The organism is Arthrobacter sp. ISL-5 (assembly GCF_018613835.1).
Classification (GTDB): Bacteria; Actinomycetota; Actinomycetes; order Actinomycetales; family Micrococcaceae; genus Arthrobacter.
In genome coordinates this window covers 1-20,526 of sequence record NZ_JAGGPM010000032.1, presented here as the reverse complement: position 1 = coordinate 20,526, position 20,526 = coordinate 1, and the positions used below count along the sequence as shown (strand labels likewise).

Annotated in this window: 14 protein-coding genes and 2 pseudogenes; 11 read left to right on the top strand and 5 right to left on the bottom strand. The window is 63.0% G+C overall.

Annotated elements, in window-relative coordinates:
- Positions 1-217: 217 nt before the first annotated feature.
- Positions 218-1,273 carry a glycoside hydrolase family 16 protein gene (locus J7I89_RS17705; RefSeq protein ID WP_251045505.1) on the top strand — a complete coding sequence of 352 codons (1,056 nt, stop codon included), beginning with the start codon at positions 218-220 and terminating at the stop codon, positions 1,271-1,273.
- 365 nt (positions 1,274-1,638) lie between these two features.
- Complete coding sequence (locus tag J7I89_RS17700) at positions 1,639-2,532, top strand: ribonuclease Z (protein ID WP_214973056.1); 894 nt, start codon at positions 1,639-1,641, stop codon at positions 2,530-2,532.
- A gap of 60 nt (positions 2,533-2,592) precedes the next feature.
- On the opposite strand, the gene J7I89_RS17695 is transcribed toward J7I89_RS17700, so the two are convergent.
- Both J7I89_RS17695 and J7I89_RS17690 read right to left on the bottom strand, forming a co-directional pair.
- Complete coding sequence (locus J7I89_RS17695; RefSeq protein ID WP_214973050.1) at positions 2,593-3,570, bottom strand: dienelactone hydrolase family protein; 978 nt, start codon at positions 3,568-3,570, stop codon at positions 2,593-2,595.
- Between the two features lie 104 nt (positions 3,571-3,674).
- Positions 3,675-5,170, bottom strand: a pseudogene (locus tag J7I89_RS17690) (APC family permease).
- 341 nt (positions 5,171-5,511) lie between these two features.
- Between J7I89_RS17690 and J7I89_RS17685 the strand changes: the two are divergent.
- From J7I89_RS17685 to J7I89_RS17675, 3 genes are all read left to right on the top strand, one after another.
- On the top strand, positions 5,512-5,817 hold the full coding sequence (locus J7I89_RS17685) for an NIPSNAP family protein (protein ID WP_214973048.1): 306 nt from the start codon (positions 5,512-5,514) through the stop codon (positions 5,815-5,817).
- Positions 5,818-5,976: 159 nt separating this feature from the next.
- The gene (locus J7I89_RS17680) at positions 5,977-7,830 is read left to right on the top strand and encodes a glycoside hydrolase family 15 protein (protein WP_214973046.1); all 1,854 of its coding nucleotides are present in this window, start codon (positions 5,977-5,979) and stop codon (positions 7,828-7,830) included.
- Between the two features lie 235 nt (positions 7,831-8,065).
- Complete coding sequence (locus J7I89_RS17675; RefSeq protein WP_214973044.1) at positions 8,066-8,479, top strand: hypothetical protein; 414 nt, start codon at positions 8,066-8,068, stop codon at positions 8,477-8,479.
- Between the two features lie 22 nt (positions 8,480-8,501).
- Here the strand turns inward: J7I89_RS17675 and J7I89_RS17670 are convergent, their stop codons facing one another.
- The 3 genes from J7I89_RS17670 to J7I89_RS17660 form a co-directional block, all read right to left on the bottom strand.
- Complete coding sequence (locus J7I89_RS17670) at positions 8,502-9,179, bottom strand: response regulator transcription factor (RefSeq protein WP_214973042.1); 678 nt, start codon at positions 9,177-9,179, stop codon at positions 8,502-8,504.
- Positions 9,176-11,014: a sensor histidine kinase gene (locus tag J7I89_RS17665; RefSeq protein ID WP_214973040.1), complete on the bottom strand. Its 1,839-nt coding sequence runs from the start codon at positions 11,012-11,014 to the stop codon at positions 9,176-9,178. The genes J7I89_RS17670 and J7I89_RS17665 overlap by 4 nt, the downstream gene beginning before the upstream one ends.
- Positions 11,015-11,091: 77 nt before the next feature.
- Positions 11,092-15,333, bottom strand: coding sequence for a TIR domain-containing protein (locus J7I89_RS17660; protein ID WP_214973039.1), 4,242 nt, complete (start codon positions 15,331-15,333; stop codon positions 11,092-11,094).
- A gap of 317 nt (positions 15,334-15,650) precedes the next feature.
- Between J7I89_RS17660 and J7I89_RS17655 the strand changes: the two genes are divergently transcribed.
- The 6 genes and pseudogenes from J7I89_RS17655 to J7I89_RS17630 all read left to right on the top strand — a co-directional run bounded on the left by J7I89_RS17655 (position 15,651) and on the right by J7I89_RS17630 (position 19,876).
- A complete protein-coding gene (locus J7I89_RS17655) occupies positions 15,651-16,832 on the top strand; it encodes a patatin-like phospholipase family protein (RefSeq protein ID WP_214973037.1) in 1,182 nt (393 codons plus the stop codon).
- A complete protein-coding gene (locus tag J7I89_RS17650) occupies positions 16,825-17,214 on the top strand; it encodes a hypothetical protein (RefSeq protein ID WP_214973035.1) in 390 nt (129 codons plus the stop codon). Before J7I89_RS17655 ends, J7I89_RS17650 begins: the two co-directional genes overlap by 8 nt.
- 238 nt (positions 17,215-17,452) lie before the next feature.
- Positions 17,453-17,954, top strand: a pseudogene (locus tag J7I89_RS17645) (GNAT family N-acetyltransferase).
- Between the two features lie 161 nt (positions 17,955-18,115).
- Positions 18,116-18,421, top strand: coding sequence for an NIPSNAP family protein (locus J7I89_RS17640; protein WP_214973033.1), 306 nt, complete (start codon positions 18,116-18,118; stop codon positions 18,419-18,421).
- A 131-nt stretch (positions 18,422-18,552) separates the two neighbouring features.
- Positions 18,553-18,738 (top strand): CGNR zinc finger domain-containing protein, encoded by a 186-nt coding sequence (locus J7I89_RS25985; RefSeq protein WP_374102027.1) that lies wholly within the window; start codon positions 18,553-18,555, stop codon positions 18,736-18,738.
- 139 nt (positions 18,739-18,877) lie between these two features.
- Positions 18,878-19,876, top strand: a complete 999-nt coding sequence (locus J7I89_RS17630; protein WP_214973029.1) for an NAD-dependent epimerase/dehydratase family protein — start codon at positions 18,878-18,880, stop codon at positions 19,874-19,876.
- Positions 19,877-20,526: the final 650 nt, after the last annotated feature.

Below are 20,526 nucleotides of genomic sequence, written 5' to 3'. Positions count from 1 at the left end.
GTTTGCAGACGAAGATCACAATCAGGTAACGTTGGCGCCTGGCCCTGAAGGGCTGGCCCGAACGGGCCCCGGACGCCTGAATGCTGGGCCCGGATGCGCTGAGCGGCACCATGCACGCTCCGGCCCCGCCGACGGGGGCCCAGAAACGCTTCGCGCTTTCTTCATCACCATCGTTGTGGCTGTCGCATGCGTGGCAGTCCTATGCCCGGAGGGTTTTTTGATCAAGAAGAACATAGCCATAGCCATTAGCATCGGTGCTCTGTCCCTGACCGGATGCAGCATCGCTCCCACCTCCCAAAAAGCGGCAGCCCCGGCCCCGGCGGAGACGGCCGCGTCCACCATGGTCGGCGTGTCAGCTACCGCCACCAGCAAAGCCGCTGAGGCGAAGGCCGTGGCTGCCCAGGCCAAAGCCGCAGCTCAGAAGAAGGCCGCCGCGCAGAAGGCAGCCGCCGCTCAGAAAGCCGCTGCAGCACAGCAAGCTGCCGCAGCACAGCAAGCTGCCGCAGCGGCTGCAGCACCAGTTGCTAGCGCCGAGCCAGTGGCCGCAGCTCCGGCAGCTGCGCCCGCCCCCACCCCGGCATCGGTAGCGCCCGCCGCAGCACCCGTGGCACCCGCCGTAACTGGCAGCGGAACGCAGGCAGCCGCCGCGCTCGGCTGGGGACCCGTCGTCGCCGGCGACGAATTCTCCAACACCGGCGCGCCGGACCGCACCAAGTGGGGCGTCTACGACGGCTCCGGCCATGCGGGCAAGGGCGTCCGCAGTCCCGCGGCCTGGTCGGTTGCCAACGGCGTCGCAACGGTCAGCGGCGACTCGGCCGGCACCACCGGCGGCATGTCGGCTAAGTTTGCGAATCAAAAGTACGGCAAGTGGGAAACGCGCATGAAGACCAATGCACGGGACCCGCAGTACCACCCGGTGCTGATTCTGTGGCCGGACAACGATGACTCCAAGTGCGCCGAAATTGACTACGCCGAGGGCACATCCGACACCGCGCAGATGAAGTTCTTCCTGCACTACGCCTGCGGCGGCGGGGACTTCCAGACCACCTCAGCCAAGGCCGTTGATACCACCCAGTGGCACAACTACGCCGTGGAATGGACTCCGGCCGGCATCACCGGCTACATCGACGGAGTCAAGACCTTCACCGATACGAACCCGGCACACCAGCCGTCGGGCAGCATGCACCAGACGCTGCAGCTCGACTGGTTCCCGAACGGCTCAAACACCGCACCCTCGCAGATGCAGGTCGATTGGGTGCGCGTCTACAAGTAAACTGCGCGTCGGCTCACCGCATGGGCGGTTGTGAACCGGCTGGCCCAGCGGGAGCAGCGCGAGCCCTTCGCGGGTGGGCCCCGCACGCATCACTAACCATGACCACCGCAGGGTGGCCGCATCACGCGGCCACCCTGCGGTGCTCGTGGTTAAGAGGGGCGTTGACCCTACTCGCGAAACTGTGCGGCCTGCAGCTCCGCGTACTGAAGCTGGCTGCTTACCTGGGAGGTGCGTCCTAGAAGGCCCTGCGACGCCGGAGACGCGTGGTCTCCGCCGACCTCAGCTGCTCGCAGACGGCTCCGGGCAAGCGCAGCTTCCCCGTGCGCCATGGCCGAACGCCGCGGGCGGGTGAGAGACTCAGGTTCATGCGTGAACTTGTCGTCCTCGGCACCGCCTCCCAGGTTCCGACACGGACCCGGAACCACAACGGGTACCTGCTGCGCTGGGACGGCGAGGGCCTGCTCTTCGACCCCGGGGAAGGGACGCAGCGGCAGATGATCCACGCCGGCGTATCTGCCAGCCAGGTCACCCGTATCTGCCTCACCCACGTCCACGGTGACCACTGTTTCGGACTGCCCGGCGTGCTGTCGCGGATGGTGCTCGACGGCGTGACTCACCCGGTTCATCTGCACTATCCGGCCTCGGGCGAGGACGTAGTGCAAGCACTTGTATCCGTCGCCTCGCCGGGCCTTGATTTGCGCATGCTCCCGCACGCGGGCCCTGGGGAGATTGCGCCAGGGCTGGACGTGCGGCCGCTGCGGCACCGCGTCGAGACCTACGGCTACCGACTCGTCGAGCCTGACGGCTACACCCTGCTGCCAGACCGCCTGACGGCGGCCGGCATCAGCGGTCCGGACGTTGGCCGGCTGCAACGCGAGGGAAGCCTGCGTGGTGTGCGCCTGGAAGACGTAAGTGTGCCGCGGGCCGGGCAAGGTTTCGCCTTCGTCATGGACACGGCGCCGTGTGTGGGTGCCGAGGAACTCGCCGACGGCGTCGACATGCTAGTGGTCGAGTCCACGTTCAGCGACGACGACGCCGATCTCGCCACGCAGTACGGTCACCTGACCGCCGGGCAGGCTGGAGCGCTGGCTGCCAGCGGCGGCGTCGGCACTCTGGTCCTCACCCACTTTTCCTCTCGCTACGCGGACGTCGGCCTGCTTGCCGAGCAGGCGCGGGCCCGCGCAGGTGGGGCCGCCGTCGTCGCAGCGAACGACCTGGACTGGATCGCACTTCCCAAGCGACAGCGGGCCTCCTCGTGAGGCTTCGCAAGAACGGCCGGCACGTATGGGGCCCCGCCGAATAGCAAGATATGGGAAACCCTAGACGTACTTACGGAACCAGGCCAGAGTGTCGTTCCAGGCGGCGGTGGCCTGCGCCTCGTTGTAACGCTCGCCCGTGTCATTGTGGAACGCGTGGTCGACGCCGGGATAGACCTTGAGTTCGTGGCGTACGTCGGTGCCGTCCAGCGCAGTCCGGAGTTCCGGCATTGGGCCGGTGATCCTGTCGTCGAGTTCGGCGTAGACGCCAAGGACCGCCGGCTTGATGGTCGGGACCTTGTCCAGATCGGGAGCGGGTCCGTAGAACGCCGAGGTGGCCTTCAGACCGGTCAGCTCCGTCGCTGCCTGCCAGGTGATGCCGCCGCCGAAGCAGTAGCCGGTCATGGCGATCCGGCCAGCATCGACATAATCCTGCGAGTTCAAGTAGTCGAAGGCGGCCTTGAAGTCGGCGACATGGCGTTGCGCCCCGGCCTGGGTCAGTGCACCCGGCACCGCGTCCCGGTCGAGACTGGCGGTGCCGCCTTCCCTGCTGAGCAGATCCAACGCGAGGGCCGCATAGCCTTCCTTGGCGAAGCGGCGGGCCACATCCTGGATATGCGGGGTAAGGCCGCGGTTCTCGTGGCAGACCAACACGGCAGGTCCAGGCTTGTCCCCTTCGGGCCGGGCCAGGTAGCCGCTGATGTCCGTTCCGCCGGCAGGAAACTTCACGGTTGCCGTCACCAGGCCTGCCGCACCCTCTGGAACGGAAAGCGGACTTTTGGCGCCCGGAACTGCGCCGGCAGTTGCAGTGCCGGTCCCCGGTGAGGACGTGGTCGGCGTAGGCGTCGGCATGGGGTCGGTGGCGCGGGGAACTTCACTCGGCGTGCAGCCGACCAGCGTCATGGCTGCCGCTGCCGCAGCCATGCTGCCCGTGATGAACGCCACCCGGCGCGTGAACGTGCGCTGGCTCATGGCCCCGGCACGGTAGTCGTCAAAGAATTCCTCGATCAGGTACTTCTCAAACTTGCCAAGCTGGGTCATGGCGGACCTCCTGGAGTTTTCCGCATTTCCTCCTCCGAAGTCTGTCGCCGGGCAAGGCTCGGTGATTTCACTCCCCGCGGCCGGTGGGTCTGGAACGAGTCCTACTAAATCCGACTGCTTGGAGGCTGGCCCTGGTCGTCCTTGCCGACGTTCTGCATGCCGACCGGTCCGCCCGGACCCTTATTCGTCATCCTGTTGATCAACCAGGTGATGAACCACAGCACGACGCCGATCGCCATCAACCCGCCGGCGACCTGGTACTGGATTATGTTTCGGCCCACCCACGGGCCGGCGAGAAAGGTGCACAGCAGGGCCGCAACCAACGGCAGTTGCCCCGGCGAGGTGAAAAAGACCTTGCGGTTGGGGTCCCTCTTGCGGCGCAGGACAAGGCAGGCAACGTTCACCACGGTGAACACGCACAGCAGCAGGAACGCCGTCGTGCCGGAAAGGTTGGCCACGATATTGCTCTCCGGGTCGCTGCTGACGTACCAGATCAGCCCCAGCGCGAGGAGGGTGGAGAACACGATGCCGGCCCACGGGGTGCGGCGTCCCGGCAGCACCTTGCCCAACGGTCGCGGCAGGACGTCCTGGCGGGCCATGCCGTAGATCAGGCGGCTCGCCATCAGCATGTTGATGAGCGCGGTGTTGGCCACTGCGAAGACCGCGAGGAATGGGAAGATCCTGTCGATCGGGAAGTCCGGTGAGCCCTTGTGGACCACCTCAAGGAGCGCGGCGCCTTCGGCCTCCCGGATCTGCTCAAGCTCGGTGGGCGAGAGGACGCTGACCACGGAGACAGCCACCAGCATGTAAAGGATCACCGCGACGCCCAGGCCGGTCAGCATAGTGCGCGGGAAGATCTTCGGGGTTCTTGGTCTCCTCGACCATGTTCACCGAGTCCTCGAAACCCACCATGGCAAAGAAGGCGATGGAGGTGGCAGCGGTGACGGCGCGGAACAAGCCCTTGTCCTGGTAGTCGTTGAAGACCGTGATCTCTTCGAAGTTGCCGGTTCCTTGAGCCATCACGTAGAAGCCGACGCCGATCACGATGCACAGGGCGATCATCTCCACCAGGGTGAGCACCACTTTGAACTTCACGCTCTCCCCCACGCCGCGCAGGTTGATCGCCGCCAGCAGCAGCATAAAGCCCAAGGCAACGGCGGTGATCACCTCCCGTCCGGGCAGGCCCATCCAGCCGTTGATCGCCAGGCCCCCGAAAAAGTTCTGGGCAAGGACTTCGCCGATGTGGAGGCGCTGGTGGTGCCGGAGCAGACGACGGCGAACGCGACGAGGAAGGTTACGAAGTGGATCCCGAATGCCTTGTGCGTGTAGAGCGCCGCACCGGCTGCCTGGGGTACTGCGTGACCAACTCCAGGTAGGAGAAGGCGGTCAGCGTCGCGACGATGAACGCGAGCAGGAACGGCAGCCAGACGATCCCACCGACTTGGCCGGCCATCGTCCCCGTGACGGCGTAGATGCCGGCGCCGAGGATGTCACCGACGATGAAGAGGAGAAGGAGTTTGGGTCCGAGGACCCGCTTAAGTTCATGCGTGTCGCCTTCGGGAGTTACATCGAAGACTTTGTCGTCGGACGTTGTGCTCATGGCTGACCTCCACAGCGGGTACACGGCTCCCAAGAGCCGCAGCAGGGCTCGTACTTCACTTTCGCCCTCGCGAGTCACTTGGCAACAGCCGTCGCGAAATGTCCGACGGAAAGCGGAGGACCCGCTCGCAAATGCGAACGGGGTCTTGTCAGCTTGGGTCGCCCTCGGGTTCCACGACTTCATCAGCCACAGTGGATCTCGGCACTGCTGTGAGATGACAGACTGGCTAGCAAAAGACAATTCTTGCCCGCATTGATATGCCGATATTCTTTTTTGACAGACGACTTTTGCCAATCTGACCGGTAACCAATCCGCTCATACCTAACGAAAGAAGACCATCTGTGATCACGGTGCACCTTCGATACGAGATCAATACAAACAAGCTCGCTGAGTTTGAAGAATACGGACGGCGCTGGATCCGCCTCGTCAACAGGCTTGGCGGAGAGCATCACGGCTACTTCCTTCCCAGCGAAGGTGACAGCGACGAGGCCTTCGCCCTGTTCACCTTCCCGTCGCTCGCGGACTACGAGAAGTACCGAACGGCGGCAGCAACGGATCCCGAGTGCATCGAGGCATACCGATTCGCAACGGAAGCAAATTGCATCCGACGGTACGAGCGAAGGTTCCTCTCACCCATGTTCGACTAACAACCAATGGAACGGCCGATGTCGTGTCAACGGGTCGTCTCAAACCCGAGTGCTCGGTACAAACTGAGTGCTCGGTGGTAACTGCTGGACGCATCTATCGGCACGGTTGGGACCAAGAATCGACTGTGACGGGCCGTTGGTTGTGGTTGAGTTAGGAACATGGCCTCACGGATCGAGGAATATGGTTTTGTTTCCGACCTTCGCACCGGCGCCCTGATCTCGCGCGAGGGCAGTATCGATTGGCTTTGTGTGCCCAGGTTTGATTCCGAATCGGTTTTCGGAGCCTTAGTTGGAAATAAAAACCATGGCCGATGGCTACTCGAACCATCTCACGAGGACGAGGCGACTTCGGTTCGTCCCGAAGTACACCGCCGGTACAGGCCCTCCACTTTCATATTGGAGACGCGATGGAGAACCGAAAGCGGGGAAGTCCTCGTTACCGAGTTCATGCCGATCGGGGGAAACGGCAATTCATTGGTACGCAGGATACAAGGCTTACGTGGGCAGGTCCTGATGCGCCAAGAGCTGGAGTTGCGGTTCGGGTACGGAAAAATCGTGCCCTGGGTTCGCCGGATTCACGACGACGACGGAGAGGCGCTGCTCGCCATCGCTGGGCCGCAAGCTGTCATCCTAAGAGCGGATGCTCTCCCCCAAGCTGGGCCTGATTACTCGCACGTGGGGGAGTTTATGGTGGAAGCCGGTCAGGCCATAGATCTGCAACTGCACGCATACTCATCCCACAATATTCCGCCGGCGGCAATTAACGTCGACCTCGCACTGGAGGCAACCAGCACGTACTGGACCAACTGGTCGAGTAACTACCTCCCCCAAGGGAACTACGACAGGGAAGTAGAACGTTCACTGCTCGTTTTGCGCGCACTGACCCATGGGAGGACCGGGGGAATTGTGGCCGCCCCCACCACCTCGCTACCTGAACAGTTCGGCGGGGAACGCAACTGGGATTACCGCTACTGCTGGCTGCGTGATGCTGCGCTCACGCTGGAAGCAATGATGACCCATGGATTCCGACAGGAGGCACTGCACTGGAGGAACTGGCTGCTTCGGGCTGTCGCCGGCGATCCGCACGATCTCCAAATAATGTATGGAATTTCCGGTGAGCGTGAACTGCCCGAGCAGGTCCTGGCCCACTTGCCGGGTTATGAAGGCTCTACGCCTGTGCGGCTCGGCAATGGCGCCGTCAATCAATATCAAGGCGACGTTGTGGGCGAAGTCATGGTTGCGCTTGCGAAGCTGCGCAACAGAGGGGTCCATGAGGATCATTTCTCGTGGCCCCTCCAACGGAACATGCTTCTGTTCGTAGAGAACAACATCAATCGTAAGGACCACGGCATCTGGGAGATGAGGGGCGAGAAAAGGGACTTCACTCATTCCCGCGTCATGATGTGGGCCGCAATGGATTGCGGAGTGCAGGCTGTACAGGAGCACGGGCTCGAGGGTCCGGTCGGACGGTGGGCGGAGATCAGGGACATGCTCCGTACCGAGATTCTGGAGCTGGGTTTCAACAGCGAAATCAACTCCTTTACCCAGACCTATGGAAGCACTGAGGTGGACGCGTCCCTGCTGGTTCTGCCACAGGTGGGCTTTCTGGCCTACGACGACGAAAGAATTCTTGGAACAGTGTCCCGCTTGGAACACGACCTGCTCGGCAGTACCAGCATGCTGTTGCGCTACCGGACGGAAGCCTGCCTGGACGGTCTTGCGCCCGGGGAACACCCCTTTCTTGCGTGCTCTTTCTGGCTCGTAGAACAGTACGCCCGGTCAGGCCGGGTTCCCGAAGCAAAGACGCTCATGGACAGGCTCATTGGGTGCGGGAACGACCTTGGTCTGTTGAGTGAGGAATACGACACGACCGCGAACCGCATGGCAGGTAACTACCCGCAGGCTTTCTCCCATTTGGCCCTGATCAGGGCCGCCGACGCCCTTAACCGAGCTACTCATCAGGGGACCACTACGGGCCAGGAACCGGCCCAACCAAAGCCCCGCGGCAACTGAGAACCTTCTCGACTCCGGCAAACCCTTCCTGGCGTGGAGTTTTGTGCAGCCACCGCAATCGAGGGCTCACTGCCGAGTGCGGCTGGAGACAAGCCGGTAGCGCCCAATCCGATAAGAATGCGTGCTGGCACGGATGCTGACCCCCAACGCCCGAATGCACCATGGATTCATCCAACGGTACGGATCAAGAGACAAGGTCCGCTTACCGCCCGCAGAAGTCCGAAGGAATACGTCAATGTTGTCCACACCCGAATCGGTGAACACGATCCGCCTGGCACATTGCACGCATGCTGACGACCCCACCCAGCTCCTGGATCATCACTGGACCAGAACACAGCTGCAGGCTGTGGCTGAAATGGACCGGAAGGTCCAGAGGCATCCCCAGCACATGCTCGCGCGCTTGGCACTAGCCAATCAGGGGAATACGTTGAGCCTGGAACGCATCAGGGCTGGCGTAGCGCGGTCGCTGGGAGGGACCTCGGGTACGCATTACATCGTTGCCGCCCTGCATCTGGCCCATCTTGCGCTCGCCTTCCCGCAGACCCTCTCTGCCACCCAGCTGGCCCTCCTGCTGGCCCCGCTTGAGGCAGCCGAAATGGCCAAGGAGTCACCCGAGGACGCTCCAGCCGAGGCGCGGATAGCCGCATAGCCGACTTCGCGGCCACGGCCGACTATCCGGAACTCCGCTCCTGTCCGACTCCTCGAAGGTATGTGAGGACGGCGAGCACCCGCCTGTGGTCCTCAGGCTCGGGCCTCAACTCGAGCTTAAGGAAAATGCTCCGAATATGGGCCTCTACGGTCCGCTCCCCTAAGAAGAGTGACTTCCCTATTGCCTGGTTGGTGCGCCCTTCGGCCATGAGCTCAAGGACGCTCTTCTCACGGCTCGTAAGGTCATCGCCTCGTTGGTGACCTTTGTGCGGACGGGCGACCAAACGTGTAACAAGCTCCGGATCGATGGCCGTGCCGCCCGCAGAAACGCGATGCAGGGCGTCAATGAATTCGTCGACATCGGACACCCGCTCTTTAAGCAAGTAGCCCAAGCCTTTGGCCCCATTCTTCAATAGGGACATCGCGTTTTCCGTTTCCACGTACTGGGATAGTAGGAGTACGCCTGTCTCGGGGTGTCTGCTTTTTATGGTTTCGGCGGCCTGGATGCCTTCGATGGTGTAACTGGGGGGCATCCGGATGTCCACCACGGCTACATCGGCCCCATGTTTGTCAATCATTTCCAGCAGCTGCGGGCCATCAGCAGCCTCACCCACGACTTCTAGTCCTTCGGACTTCAGCAGGGCGGACAATCCCCGGCGCAGTAATGCCGAGTCTTCAGCGATGGCAACACGCAGCGTCATGGCAGGTCGCCTTCCGGGTCCGTGGAGAAGGGAAGAACAGCACGTATCGTCGTCCCTCTGCCTTCAGGACTGTCAATGGACAATGAGCCTCCCAGCGCCGCTGCCCGGTCCGCAATCCCCAGCAACCCGCCGTCGGGTCCCGGCCGGGCACCACCAATTCCGTTGTCTACGATCTCCATGCGCAACTCCTTTTCGTTTCCGTCGATGCAGATGCGCACCCACGCCGCCTTGGCGTACTTTGTAGCGTTGGTGACGGCTTCTGCGCAGATGAAGTAGGCAGCCAGCTCCACGTGAGCCGGTAGCCCGTTGCCCGTTCTGAGATCCAGCTCCATGGGCAGTGATGATCGCTCCGCTAACGCAGTGAGGGAGCCCGCTAAACCTCTCTCCCGAAGCGAGGGGGGATACACGCCCCTCGCCAATTCGCGCAACTCGTCAAGTGCATCCAAAAGCTCGGCCCTTGCCTGCCCGACTAGGGTTTGTACCTCCTGCGAATCCGTCGTCCGCTGGGCCCGCGCCAGCTCCATCGACACGGCCACTAAGCGTTGCTGAGCTCCGTCGTGAAGGTCCCGTTCAAGCTGACGACGTCGGGAGTCCCCCGCCGTTACGATTCGCTCCCTGGAGCGACGGACCTCAATGAGTTGGTCCCGGAGCTGTTGTTCCATCTGCTGGTTTTCCAACGCCAGGGACGTTGCGCTGCGCACGGCGGCAAGCAACTGCGGCTGGTCCTGGAGGGCTTCGTCAAAAACCAGGGCTCCCACTGGTGTTCCGTGGCGTTCCAAGACCATGGAGGCGCGTCCGGTTGAACCATCCGGTAACGCCTGGGGAACGCCACTGCTGTCAACAAAAGACGCCTGATCGGGGAACCAACGCAGCAAAGCGAGGGTGGGGTCATGGACGGATCTCCGAAGGGCGCCGATTAGTCGGTCGCTAACCGGGGCTGAGCCGACCTCCACCATGAGATCACCCAAGGTGCCACGCGCGAACCGGTAGCGCCACAGACCAAACAATACTGCTAGCGGCACTATTGCGGTCGCCGGATACTGCCAGAGCAACGCTTCCGAGGACAGGGATCCAGACAGTTGGATCACCGCGAGGGACACCCATACGGTGGCCGCTGTTTTTACGATTACGGCGAGCCATAGTGGCAGGAATGCCGACCGGTAAGCCCTCGTCCCTGAGCGCCAGCGGGCGATCAGGACTACTACGATCGCGACCCCCACCGAGATCTGAAATATGCGGATTGCGTTCCCGAGGGCGGCCACGAGAGACGGGCTGTCCCAGAGAAGCAACAGATTGCGGGACGTGGACTCCCCTACCGCGACATGGAGGCGTGGATCGAAGAAGGCCCAGCCAGCTGCGGGGGCAAACAGCCAAGAAGTGTAGAAGAACGCTACGGCAGCTTTTTCAGCTCGACTGCGCAGCCTTCCTGACGGAAAGCTGAGCGCCAACTGCAGCAAAGGAGGCTGATACATCAGCGTAAGGGTTACGCCGAGCGTAAAGGCCACCGGGTCGCTGGAACGGCGAATCCCGGACGCCAGCCAAAGCCAACCAGCCACAACCAACAGCAGCCCCGGGTTCCGGGACGGGCGACTCCGCCAAGCCGTCACACCAGCGAGAACGAATGCCAAGCCCACGCCCAGGAACAGTGTCAGTTCAAAAACTGTAAACGGAATCCGGTTCGGATTCTCTCCCCACCGGAGTACGCCTTGGGCATTCAAACTCAAGGTTCGAGCAGGATCCTGTAGGGCTGTGGGGGACCAATCGACGCAGACCAAGACCAGGATTACGAAGCCCGTCGTCACCCCGATTACAGAAGTGAGTTGTCGCGGAGTCATTTGCGCTTCCGTCCCATTCGGCCTGTACCTTCGTCCTGGCCACGTTCTGCCCTAGGTGGATCTGCTTCCGCCTGGTCTCAATCTTGGCTTGGCTGATTATTTCTCCGACGGTTGCCTGGCATGTCGGGAGGAACGGTGAGGTCCGGGCAGACCTTGATGTAGTCGATGCCCGGAGACACCCATTCACGCCACTGTTTGTGGCTGATGTTCTGGGAAAGTTTGGTACATAATGTGTCGGACGGGGTCAGGGGTGCGGGCCACAGCCTCACGGTGCTGTCGTCGCTCCCGGAGGCGATTCGGCGGCCGTCGGGGCTGAACGCCACGCTGTACACCGGGCCCTCGTGGCCGGTCATCGGTCCAACGACAGGCTGCCCCGTCTCCGCATCCCACAGCCGCACCGTGCCGTCGTTACCCCCGGTGCTGATTCGGAGCCCGTCGGGGCTAAACGCCACGCTGTACACTCCATTCAAGTGCCCGGTCATCGGCTTACCTAGGGGCTGGCCCGTTTCCGTGTCCCACCGCTCCACTGTGCCATCGGTGCTGCCGGAGGCGATCCGGCGCCCGTCGGGGCTGAACGCCACACTCGTCACCGCATCCTTGTGTCCGGTCAAAGGCTCGCCGAAGGCCCGGCCCGTCTCCGCGTCCCACCGCCTTATCGTGCCATCGGTACCGCCGGAGACGATCCGGCGCCCGTCGGGGCTGAACGCCACACCCGTCACCGCATCCTTGTGTCCGGTCAAAGGCTCGCCGAAGGCCCGGCCCGTCTCCGCGTCCCACCGCCGCACCGTACCGTCTGCGCTGCCGGAAACAATCCGGTGACCGTTCGGGCTGAACGCCACACTCGTCACCGCATCCTTGTGTCCGGTCAAAGGCTCGCCGAGGGCGCGGCCCGTCACCGCGTCCCACCGCCGCACCGTACCGTCTGCGCTGCCGGAAAGGATCCGGTGGCCGTCGGGGCTGAACGCCACACTCGTCACCGCATCCTTGTGTCCGGCCATCGGTTTGCCGAGGGCCCGGCCCGTCTCCGGGTCCCACAGCCGAACCGTGCCGTCGTTACCCCCCGAAAGGATCCGGCGGCCGTCGGGGCTGAACGCGACACTCGTCACCGCCTCCTTGTGTCCGGCCATCGGTTTGCCGAGGGCCCGGCCCGTCTCCGGGTCCCACAGCCGCAACGTGGCGTCGTTACCCCCCGAAAGGATCCGGCGGCCGTCGCGGCTGAACGCGACACCCGTCACCGCACCACCCTGGTGTGCAGTCATCGGTTCGCCTTGAGCCCGGCCCGTCTCCGGGTCCCACACCCGAACCGTGCCGTCGTCACCGCCGGAAACAGTCCGGCGCCCGTCGGGGCTGAACGCGACACTCGTCACCGCACCCTTGTGTCCGGCCATCGGTATGCCGACGGCCCGACCCGTCGCGGCGTCCCACCGCCGCACCATGGCGTCTCGGCTGCCGGAAAGGATCCGGCGCCCGTCGGGGCCGAACGCGACACTCGTCACCGCCTCCTTGTGTCCGGTCATCGGCCCGCCGAGGGCCCGGCCCGTCGCAGCGTCCCACAGCCGCAACGTGCCGTCGGTACCGCCGGAAAGAATACGGCGCCCGTCGGGGCCGAACGCGACGCTCGTAACCGCCTTCTTGTGTCCGGTCATCGGTTTGCCGAGGGCCCGGCCCGTTTCCGGGTCCCACAGCCGCAATGTGCCGTCGTCGCCGCCGGAAAGGATCCGGTGACCGTCGGGGCCGAACGCGACACTGGTCACCGCCCCCGTGTGTCCGGTCAAAGGCTCGCCGAGGGCGCGGACCGTCTGCGCGTCCCACCGCCGCACTGTACCGTCTCGGCTGGCGGAAACAATCCGGCGTCCGTCGGGGCTGAACGCGACACCGTTTACCGGCCCTTTATGTCCAGTCATTGGTTCGCCGAGAGCCTGGCCAGTCTCAGCATTCCACAGCCGCAGCGTACCGTCTGGTCCGCCGGTGAGTATCCGGTTGCCGTCCGGGGTGAACGCTATAGCGCTAACTTTGGTCGCCGTTTCTATGATTTTCTGCAGGTCGCGCTTCATATTGACAGCGCTTAGGAGTGCGCTTTCGCCTCCTGCGGTCGAGGCAATCGCCTGTGCGGCGAGGAGGCGCTTGAGACCGTTTACATCGCCGCCGCTGCGGGTCCCTTCGAGCATGGACAGCCCTTCCGATACAAGACGAAGAGCGGTGGCTTCGCGGTCGCGCGCAATGGCCTCGCGCTCTGCAAAGGAGGCCCATACGAAGCCAGCCACGGCAACCATGGTGATAACGACCGCTGATGCTAGGACGATTTTGAGTACGCGAGAGCGTTTCCGTAAATCCGCTGCGTGCGTTTCGGCCACTTCCTGCTTGTCGCGGGCAGCCTGCAATTCGGCATCCCGCCGTCTCTTCTCGGCTGCCAGCCGTTCCTCTTCCCGGCTTCGGGAGGCGCGGAGGAACCCGCGGGCAGAGTCCAGCCGTTCCCGGAATCCGGGTTTTGCGAAGAGTGTCTCGGCACCACTGAGCCTTTCTCCTTCGAAGAGCCACGCCTCGTTGCGGCCGCTGCGTTCCCAAGCGGCTGCGGCCCGTTCCAGGTTGTCGGCCTCCTTGAGATCCTCCTGCTCGGTGGTCAGCCACCCGGCCAGATCCTGCCATTGCCGCAGCAGGCTCTCCAGGGCTACTTCGATCACGGTCTCCCCGCCGCGCTCGTCCCCGACCAACAAGCGCCGGCCCACCATGGCATCTATGAGTGGCCGGGCGTCGGCCGGTAGGTCGGACAGGCGGGCCATCCGGCGAACCGGCTGGTCATTGTCTGGGTTGATGGTCGCCAGCCAGGGAATGAACGCAGATTTCAGCAGCTCCAACTGCCCCTGCCGCACTGCCAGATCCGGGGACAGCAGGGTGCCGATCTCGTGTTGCACCACCTGCTGCATTCCACCCATGGCATGGTATTCGGCCAGACGGAGGTCCCCGTCGCCGCCGTAGTCCTGGTACAGGCGTGCCAGGGTCAGTGAGAGCAACGGCAGGGTGTCCGCGCCCTGAACGCTTTCTTCCAGCAGCCGATCCACCAGCACAGGCTCGATTTCCAGCGGTCTCCCGGCCCCGGTGGCACGGGCTGCGGGGCCAAGGATGACCTCTCTAAACCGGGCGACCGGCATCGGCTTGAGCTCGTCGAAGACGACGCTCTTGAGTCCGGCCAGCTCGGGTGCGGTCTGCAATGGTTCGTAGAAATCCGCACGGACCGTTGCGGCAACAATTAAGGCCGGCACGGTCCCGTCTTCATGCTCCAGCAGACCGGCAAGCAGATCCAGGAACCGGGGGGCTTGGGGGCCGGAATCCGCACTGAAGAGTTCTTCGGCCTGATCCAGCGGCAGGACCAGGGTCGGGGGCGGCGTCCCGGTTGGCACCTCCAGCAGCCGTTCGGCGGCAACTTGCCGGGTTTCGGCCAGCCACTCCCTCAGTTGTGCCGTGTCGGCCCGACTGCAGGCATCCTTGACGGCCCCCAGAGTGGGGGTGTCCAGTCCGAGACGGGTGCGCTGGGCATGGACCGCGCAGGCGAGGCCCCGGTCCCCGGTGAGCGGGTTGCGCTCCGGGCGCACGGTGTCCAGCACCAGGAACTGCCGGTCCTCACGTCGCAGCCGCGGCATCAGCCCTGCCCGCAGGAACGAGGACTTGCCGGCACCTGACGGACCCAGGATCACGAACAGCGACTCGACACCGGAGTTGCGCATCGTGCGCAGTGCATCCAAGCCGCGCACTATCTGTCCGTCCCGGCCGAAGAATACAGCCGCGTCCGCCTCCTCGAACGGTTCCCAACCCCGATATGGGGACCGGCCAGCATCGTGCGGCGGCGGCCACGCGAAGTGCTCCGCCCCTATCCCTGTACGGCGCAGCCCCTGATGCAGCCGCCGCAGGCCCTCCGTGAGAAAAACAACGGGGCTGACTTCGCCGTCAATCGGAATTTCGGTGGTGGGGCCCTTGCCGAAGAGGTCGCAGCGCTGCCATTCCCCGGTGACACCTTCCTCCTCCAGAGGCTCAAGCCGGGCACACAAAATCAGCTTTCCCAGGTTCTCCGCGGTCCGGTACTCGGCCATGCATTCGCGGGAGTCCTCCCAGCTGGCGGAGAGCAGGCAGATCACCACCTCGCACCGCTCATTGGCCCGAAGCAGGGCCTCCTTCCACCGCTCCCCCGGCGCAATACCCGTCACTGGATCAAGGTCCAGGAAAATTTCCTCGGCAAGACCCGGGTCCTGCTCTACCAGCCACCGCTTTAAGGCGACTGCCTGCCAAGTGTCCCGGCTGGAATGACTCAGGAAGACCCGTGACATGCCTGCACCGCAATCCACTGCTGTAAAGACGGACGGCTTCGCATCAGAAACGCCCCATGGTCCCGCCGGCACAGCTGTAGAACTCCACGCTCACGAAGTCGGCGCCGGCCGCCCTGTGCTGCGTACACAACGTCTCCTGCCCGCGGAAGCGAATCACCCAGCCCCCCAATATTCAATAGTCCACCCGGCGTGTCACGCACTCAAGAGTCATGGATCCGCACGGTGGACCATCTCCGGAGACCCCGCGCGGCCCTGACTACCAAACCCTGTCCAGCTAGCATGGTGTTACGCAGCTCGACATGAGAAGAGGCGTCCAGATGCCTTATCGCATACTTACCCGGGACGAGCACTTCCGCTGTGATGGCGGGCCCAAGCGCATTCTTGCACTTGACGGCGGCGGGTTGCGGGGCGTGTTGAGCCTCGGAATTCTGGAAAAGATAGAGGAGCTCCTGCGGGACCGCCACGGCAGCGGTGGTGACTTTCGTCTTTGCCATTACTTTGACCTGATTGCAGGCACGTCCACCGGGGCCATCATCGCGGCGGCTCTCGCCCAGGGCTTGAGTGTCGGCGAACTCACCGACAAGTATTTCAGCCTCGGGTGGCGGGTGTTTGAGAAAAGTCTTTTGCGCCAAGTTCTCCTGCGTGCCAGGTACAACGAACAGGCGCTGGTTGCGGAGTTGAAGGATGTCTTCGGTACGGACACCACTCTGGGCGGCCCCGAGCTATTGACCGGATTACTGGTGGTCATCAAACGCCTGGACAGCGGCAGTCCGTGGCCGGTGAGCAACAACCCCAGCGGCAAGTATTTTGTTGCCGGGGCCAACGGCAGGATGGGTAACGGTGACTATCCTCTCTGGCAGGTTGTCCGGGCCTCCACCGCTGCGCCGTCCTTTTTCGAACCGGAAACCATCACCATCATGGGCGGTCGCAACCTGAGCCCTGTGACCGGTAGTTTCGTGGACGGTGGTGTCAGCCCCTTCAACAATCCTGCCCTGCAGGCGCTCATGTACGCCTCACTGGAGGGCTACCGCGTGGGTTGGGAGACCGGTGGGGAGAAGCTGCTGCTGGTGTCTGTCGGCACAGGCGCGGCGGATCCTGCCGTCAGCCAGGCAAAGCTGACTGCAAGCCATGCCCTGCGGGCACTGAAATCCGTGCTTCAGGACTGCGCAGTCCTTCAGGAGACGATGCTGCAGTGGATGTCCGCCAGCCCCACCGCGAGGACGATCGACAGGGAATTGGGGGCACTGACCGGTGATCTCCTCAACGGTGCCCCGCTCATGAGTTACCTGCGCTATAACGTCGACCTGCGTCCGGAGAGTGTCCGCGCCCTGGACGAAACTCTTGCCGCACCGGACGCGGTCACCTCGCTGAGCGCCATGGATGCACCGGAAAATATGGAGGCACTCCACCGGCTGGGCAGTCTGGCCGCGGCACGGGATGTGCGGGACACTGATTTTGGCACCGTATTTGACCTGCCGGAAAGGGACGCTGATGAGTGAGTTCCGCCGCTACAGGAGCCGGCCGGACTATTACGTGGTCGCCGTACCGCTACGCCTGGACACCGAGGGGTTCAGCTATCGCAAGTGGGGCGGTGAGCAGAAGTGCAAACCTGGTGACTGGCTGGTTGACGACGACGGCGATATCCACACCGTCGACGCGGACGTCTTCGCCGCCACTTACCGGCAGGTCCACCGAGGTGCTTATGTGAAATCCACGCCTGTCTGGGCTGAAGTTGCCTCGGAAGCCGGCAGCGTGACCACCAAGGAAGGCCGGACTCACTACAATAAGGGCGACTTTGTGGTGTTCAACAATGAAGATGGCACCGATGGCTATGCCATGACCGCCGAAAGATTCGAAACTCACTACGAACCGGACGAATAGGGAGTTCCCTGGCTGCAGCTCCCGCGCTCCGCTCGTGTTTACTAAGCCACATACCCTACGGGCACGGCCAACCTCCATGATCGCAGGCTTGCTTCGCCAACTATCATTGAAACCTTTCGGGCATTCGACTGCCGTCGACTCGTGGTCCCATTCGGCCGCTAGATGCGGGTGCGCGCGACGCCGTCGTCATCATTATTTGGGACGCGAGGCGCTTAGCCGAACGGGTAGATTTGAGAGCATGATTCAGATTGAGCGCGACGACCCCACGCGTGGGGACGTCCACCAACTCCTGAGCGAACACTTGGCGGACATGTTTGCTAAATCTCCGGCCGAAAGCGTGCGCGCGTTGGGCCCATTCAGCACTGTCCGAGCCGTCCATCACGTCCTGGACAGCCCGTGAAAACGGCGAACTCCTGGGATGCGGCGCCCTGAAACTCCTCGATCCCCCAGACGCCGCTATGCAGGAAACCCCAGCGCAGCTCAGCGAAATCAAGTCCATGCGAACCACGCCCAGTGCACGCGGCCGAGGCGTGGCCACCCTCATGCTGAAGCACATCGTGGACGAAGCCCGACGCCGCGACTACGAGCGCGTCTGCCTTGAGACAGGAACCCAGGAGTATTTCGCTCCTGCACGGCGCCTTTACGTCCGCAACTACGTCCGCAACGGATTCACTGAGTGCCCACCGTTTGCGGACTACACCCTGGACCCAAACAGCGTCTTCATGGAACTTCGCTTCTAGGTCTCCCCGCTTAGCCCCGGCACGCCCGACGTAGCGAGTCAGCGGCCCCTGCCACTCCGTGGTGAAAGCAAGTTTTTTGCCTCACTGGTTGCCAGTCGGATTCGGCCGGAACCTGCTGGCCAGTGACCAAGCCGCCCTTACCTGACGAAAGAGGACCACCTGTGATCACGGTGCACCTTCGATACGAGATCAATACAAACAAGCTCGCTGACTTTGAAGAATATGGACGGCGGTGGATCCGCCTCGTCAACAGGCTTGGCGGGGAGCATCACGGCTACTTCCTTCCCAGCGAAGGTGACAGCGACGAGGCCTTCGCCCTGTTCACCTTCCCGTCGCTCGCGGACTACGAGAAGTACCGATCGGCGGCCACAGTGGATGCCGAGTGCATCGAGGCGTACCGCTTCGCAACGGAAGCAGATTGCATCCGACGGTACGAGCGACGGTTCCTCTCACCCATGTTCGAATAACCAAGAAATGGAGCGGGCGTCAACGAGGCGTCTCAAACGGAGTGCCCGTTCCAGCCTCCGCGGGCTGTCTCGGTTGGTTTAGTTTGCTCGGCCATGCAGGCCCTAGGCAGTACGCTGAGACAGCTGTGCCAATGCCGAGGGCGCAGAGGATGAGACCGGATGTCTTTTCTACGGTGCGTGACTGCCGATGGGTATTCCTTGATCCATCCAAGCGGCGTCGCTGGTGCCCGTCGCCAGCCTGCGCCAGCCGCGGCAGGGTACGAGCACACCGCGCCAGAATCGGAACCACGGAACCGACAACCGAATCTGCGACCTAACCGCCATTCCCGGTAACCAGCCACATCCGCAAGTTGCCCCACATCGTTTAGCGACCCATTCCCCTTGGAGCTGAAGGAAAACCGCCTCGAATCCAACCAGACAGTTGTGAATTATGTCCCGGGGGTTAGAGTCCACTAATTGCCAACCAATTGTTTGGAGATCGATGGAATGCGACCAGACCCGGAAACGACCGCTCCACAACGCAGGGGATCGGCGATGAAGGTTTTGATTCTGGGTGCCAGTGGCGCCGTCGGCGGTCACCTGCGCACTGCGCTTCTGGCCGCCGGCCACCAGGTGACAAGTGCCGCGAGGAACGCGCCCAACGGTTGGGTTCGCATCGACGCCGCAAACACAAACCTCAGCGACCTGCTGCGCGAGGCCAGCCGTCACGACATCGTGGTCAACGCATCAGGCGTGGAGAACTCTTCACTGGGCACTGCTGTCGGTGACAGTACGATCATCGACATCAGTGCCAGTGCAGGCTACCTGGCTCAGCTTCAGTTGGCATCCCCGCAGACCGCCATGGTTCTCGGCGTGGGATTGGCTCCAGGCCTTAGCACCCTCATGGTGGCGGCCCTGGACCATGAACCGGGCGACGACATCGACGTGGCCATCATGCTGGGCGCAGGTAAGAAGCATGGACCGGCCGCCGTCAAATGGACCCAACGGCTCATCGGATCACGTCTTGCCGATCCACCCGAGGGGCGGACGGTGATGAACCTGCACGAGGCGCGGACCTTCAGCACTGCCAGTCGTCCCCGGCGCTACCTCAGGGCGGATTTCCCCGACCACGTGCTTTATGGCCAGGCTCGGGAGCTTCGCGTGCGCAGCTATCTAGCGTTCGGGTCCCCCGCTGCCACCACGGCGCTGGGCATACTCGCCCGGGCGCCACTGGCCAGGGGGCTAGTCGCCATGGTTCCACCCATTGGCGATGAAGGCTGGTCCGTTATCACGACCAACCGGAGAACCGGTCAGTCTCGTCGTGCGCGAGGATACAACCAGTCCAAATCCACCGCCCTGTTAACTGCGCGAATCGTGGATGCCTTGGCCGGCAAGCGTCTGTCCGGGGCAGTGACGGTGGATCGTCTGCTGGACTTCAACGGCCTCGTGGTGGAGGGGATCGAAATGGATTACTAGTACTGGGTCAGCGTGGCCCGGCCGCCGGACGGTTCACCAGGATCAAGACCAGTAGGCGGAATTCATCAACGTGTCCTGAATGTCAGCGCCAGGATCGACAGCATCACCTGAAACAAACAGTTGGCACCGCGCCAAAATTATTTGCCGCGGTGCCAACTGCTTTGTCAATATGCCGTCTACTTTTTCATCTCACAACTGCCGATCACTGTGAGATTCCGATCTATTTGGATCAATCGGGCAAGGTTGGCTCCACTGTTTCCGCGGGTTCCTCAACCACGCGAAGAGGGCGCAGTTGCAACGTACTTGGCCTTTTCTCATGCGTTGCACGACTCAACCGCTCGGCCGTCCCGACCAGTTAGCACACGAACTTAGGTACCCGGCCAGCCTGGTGGCCCGCTAGTGTATTGGCGGTGGTCAGCCCGCACGCGCACGACGACGCGCCCTGACTGAATGCGGTCCCCGCCCGCATCCAGTCAGGGACGTGTCACAGTCGTATATATGGCGGGCGCTTGAAGTCGAGGACAGGGAGTAAGATAGGAGTTTTGGCCCGTTGCAGTCAACCGGGACCAGATCCGTACCTCCCCGGGCACTCTTGATGTGCCCGTGGTTGACTCTTACTTCGTAGAGTCTGCTAGTCCGAAAATGAGGTG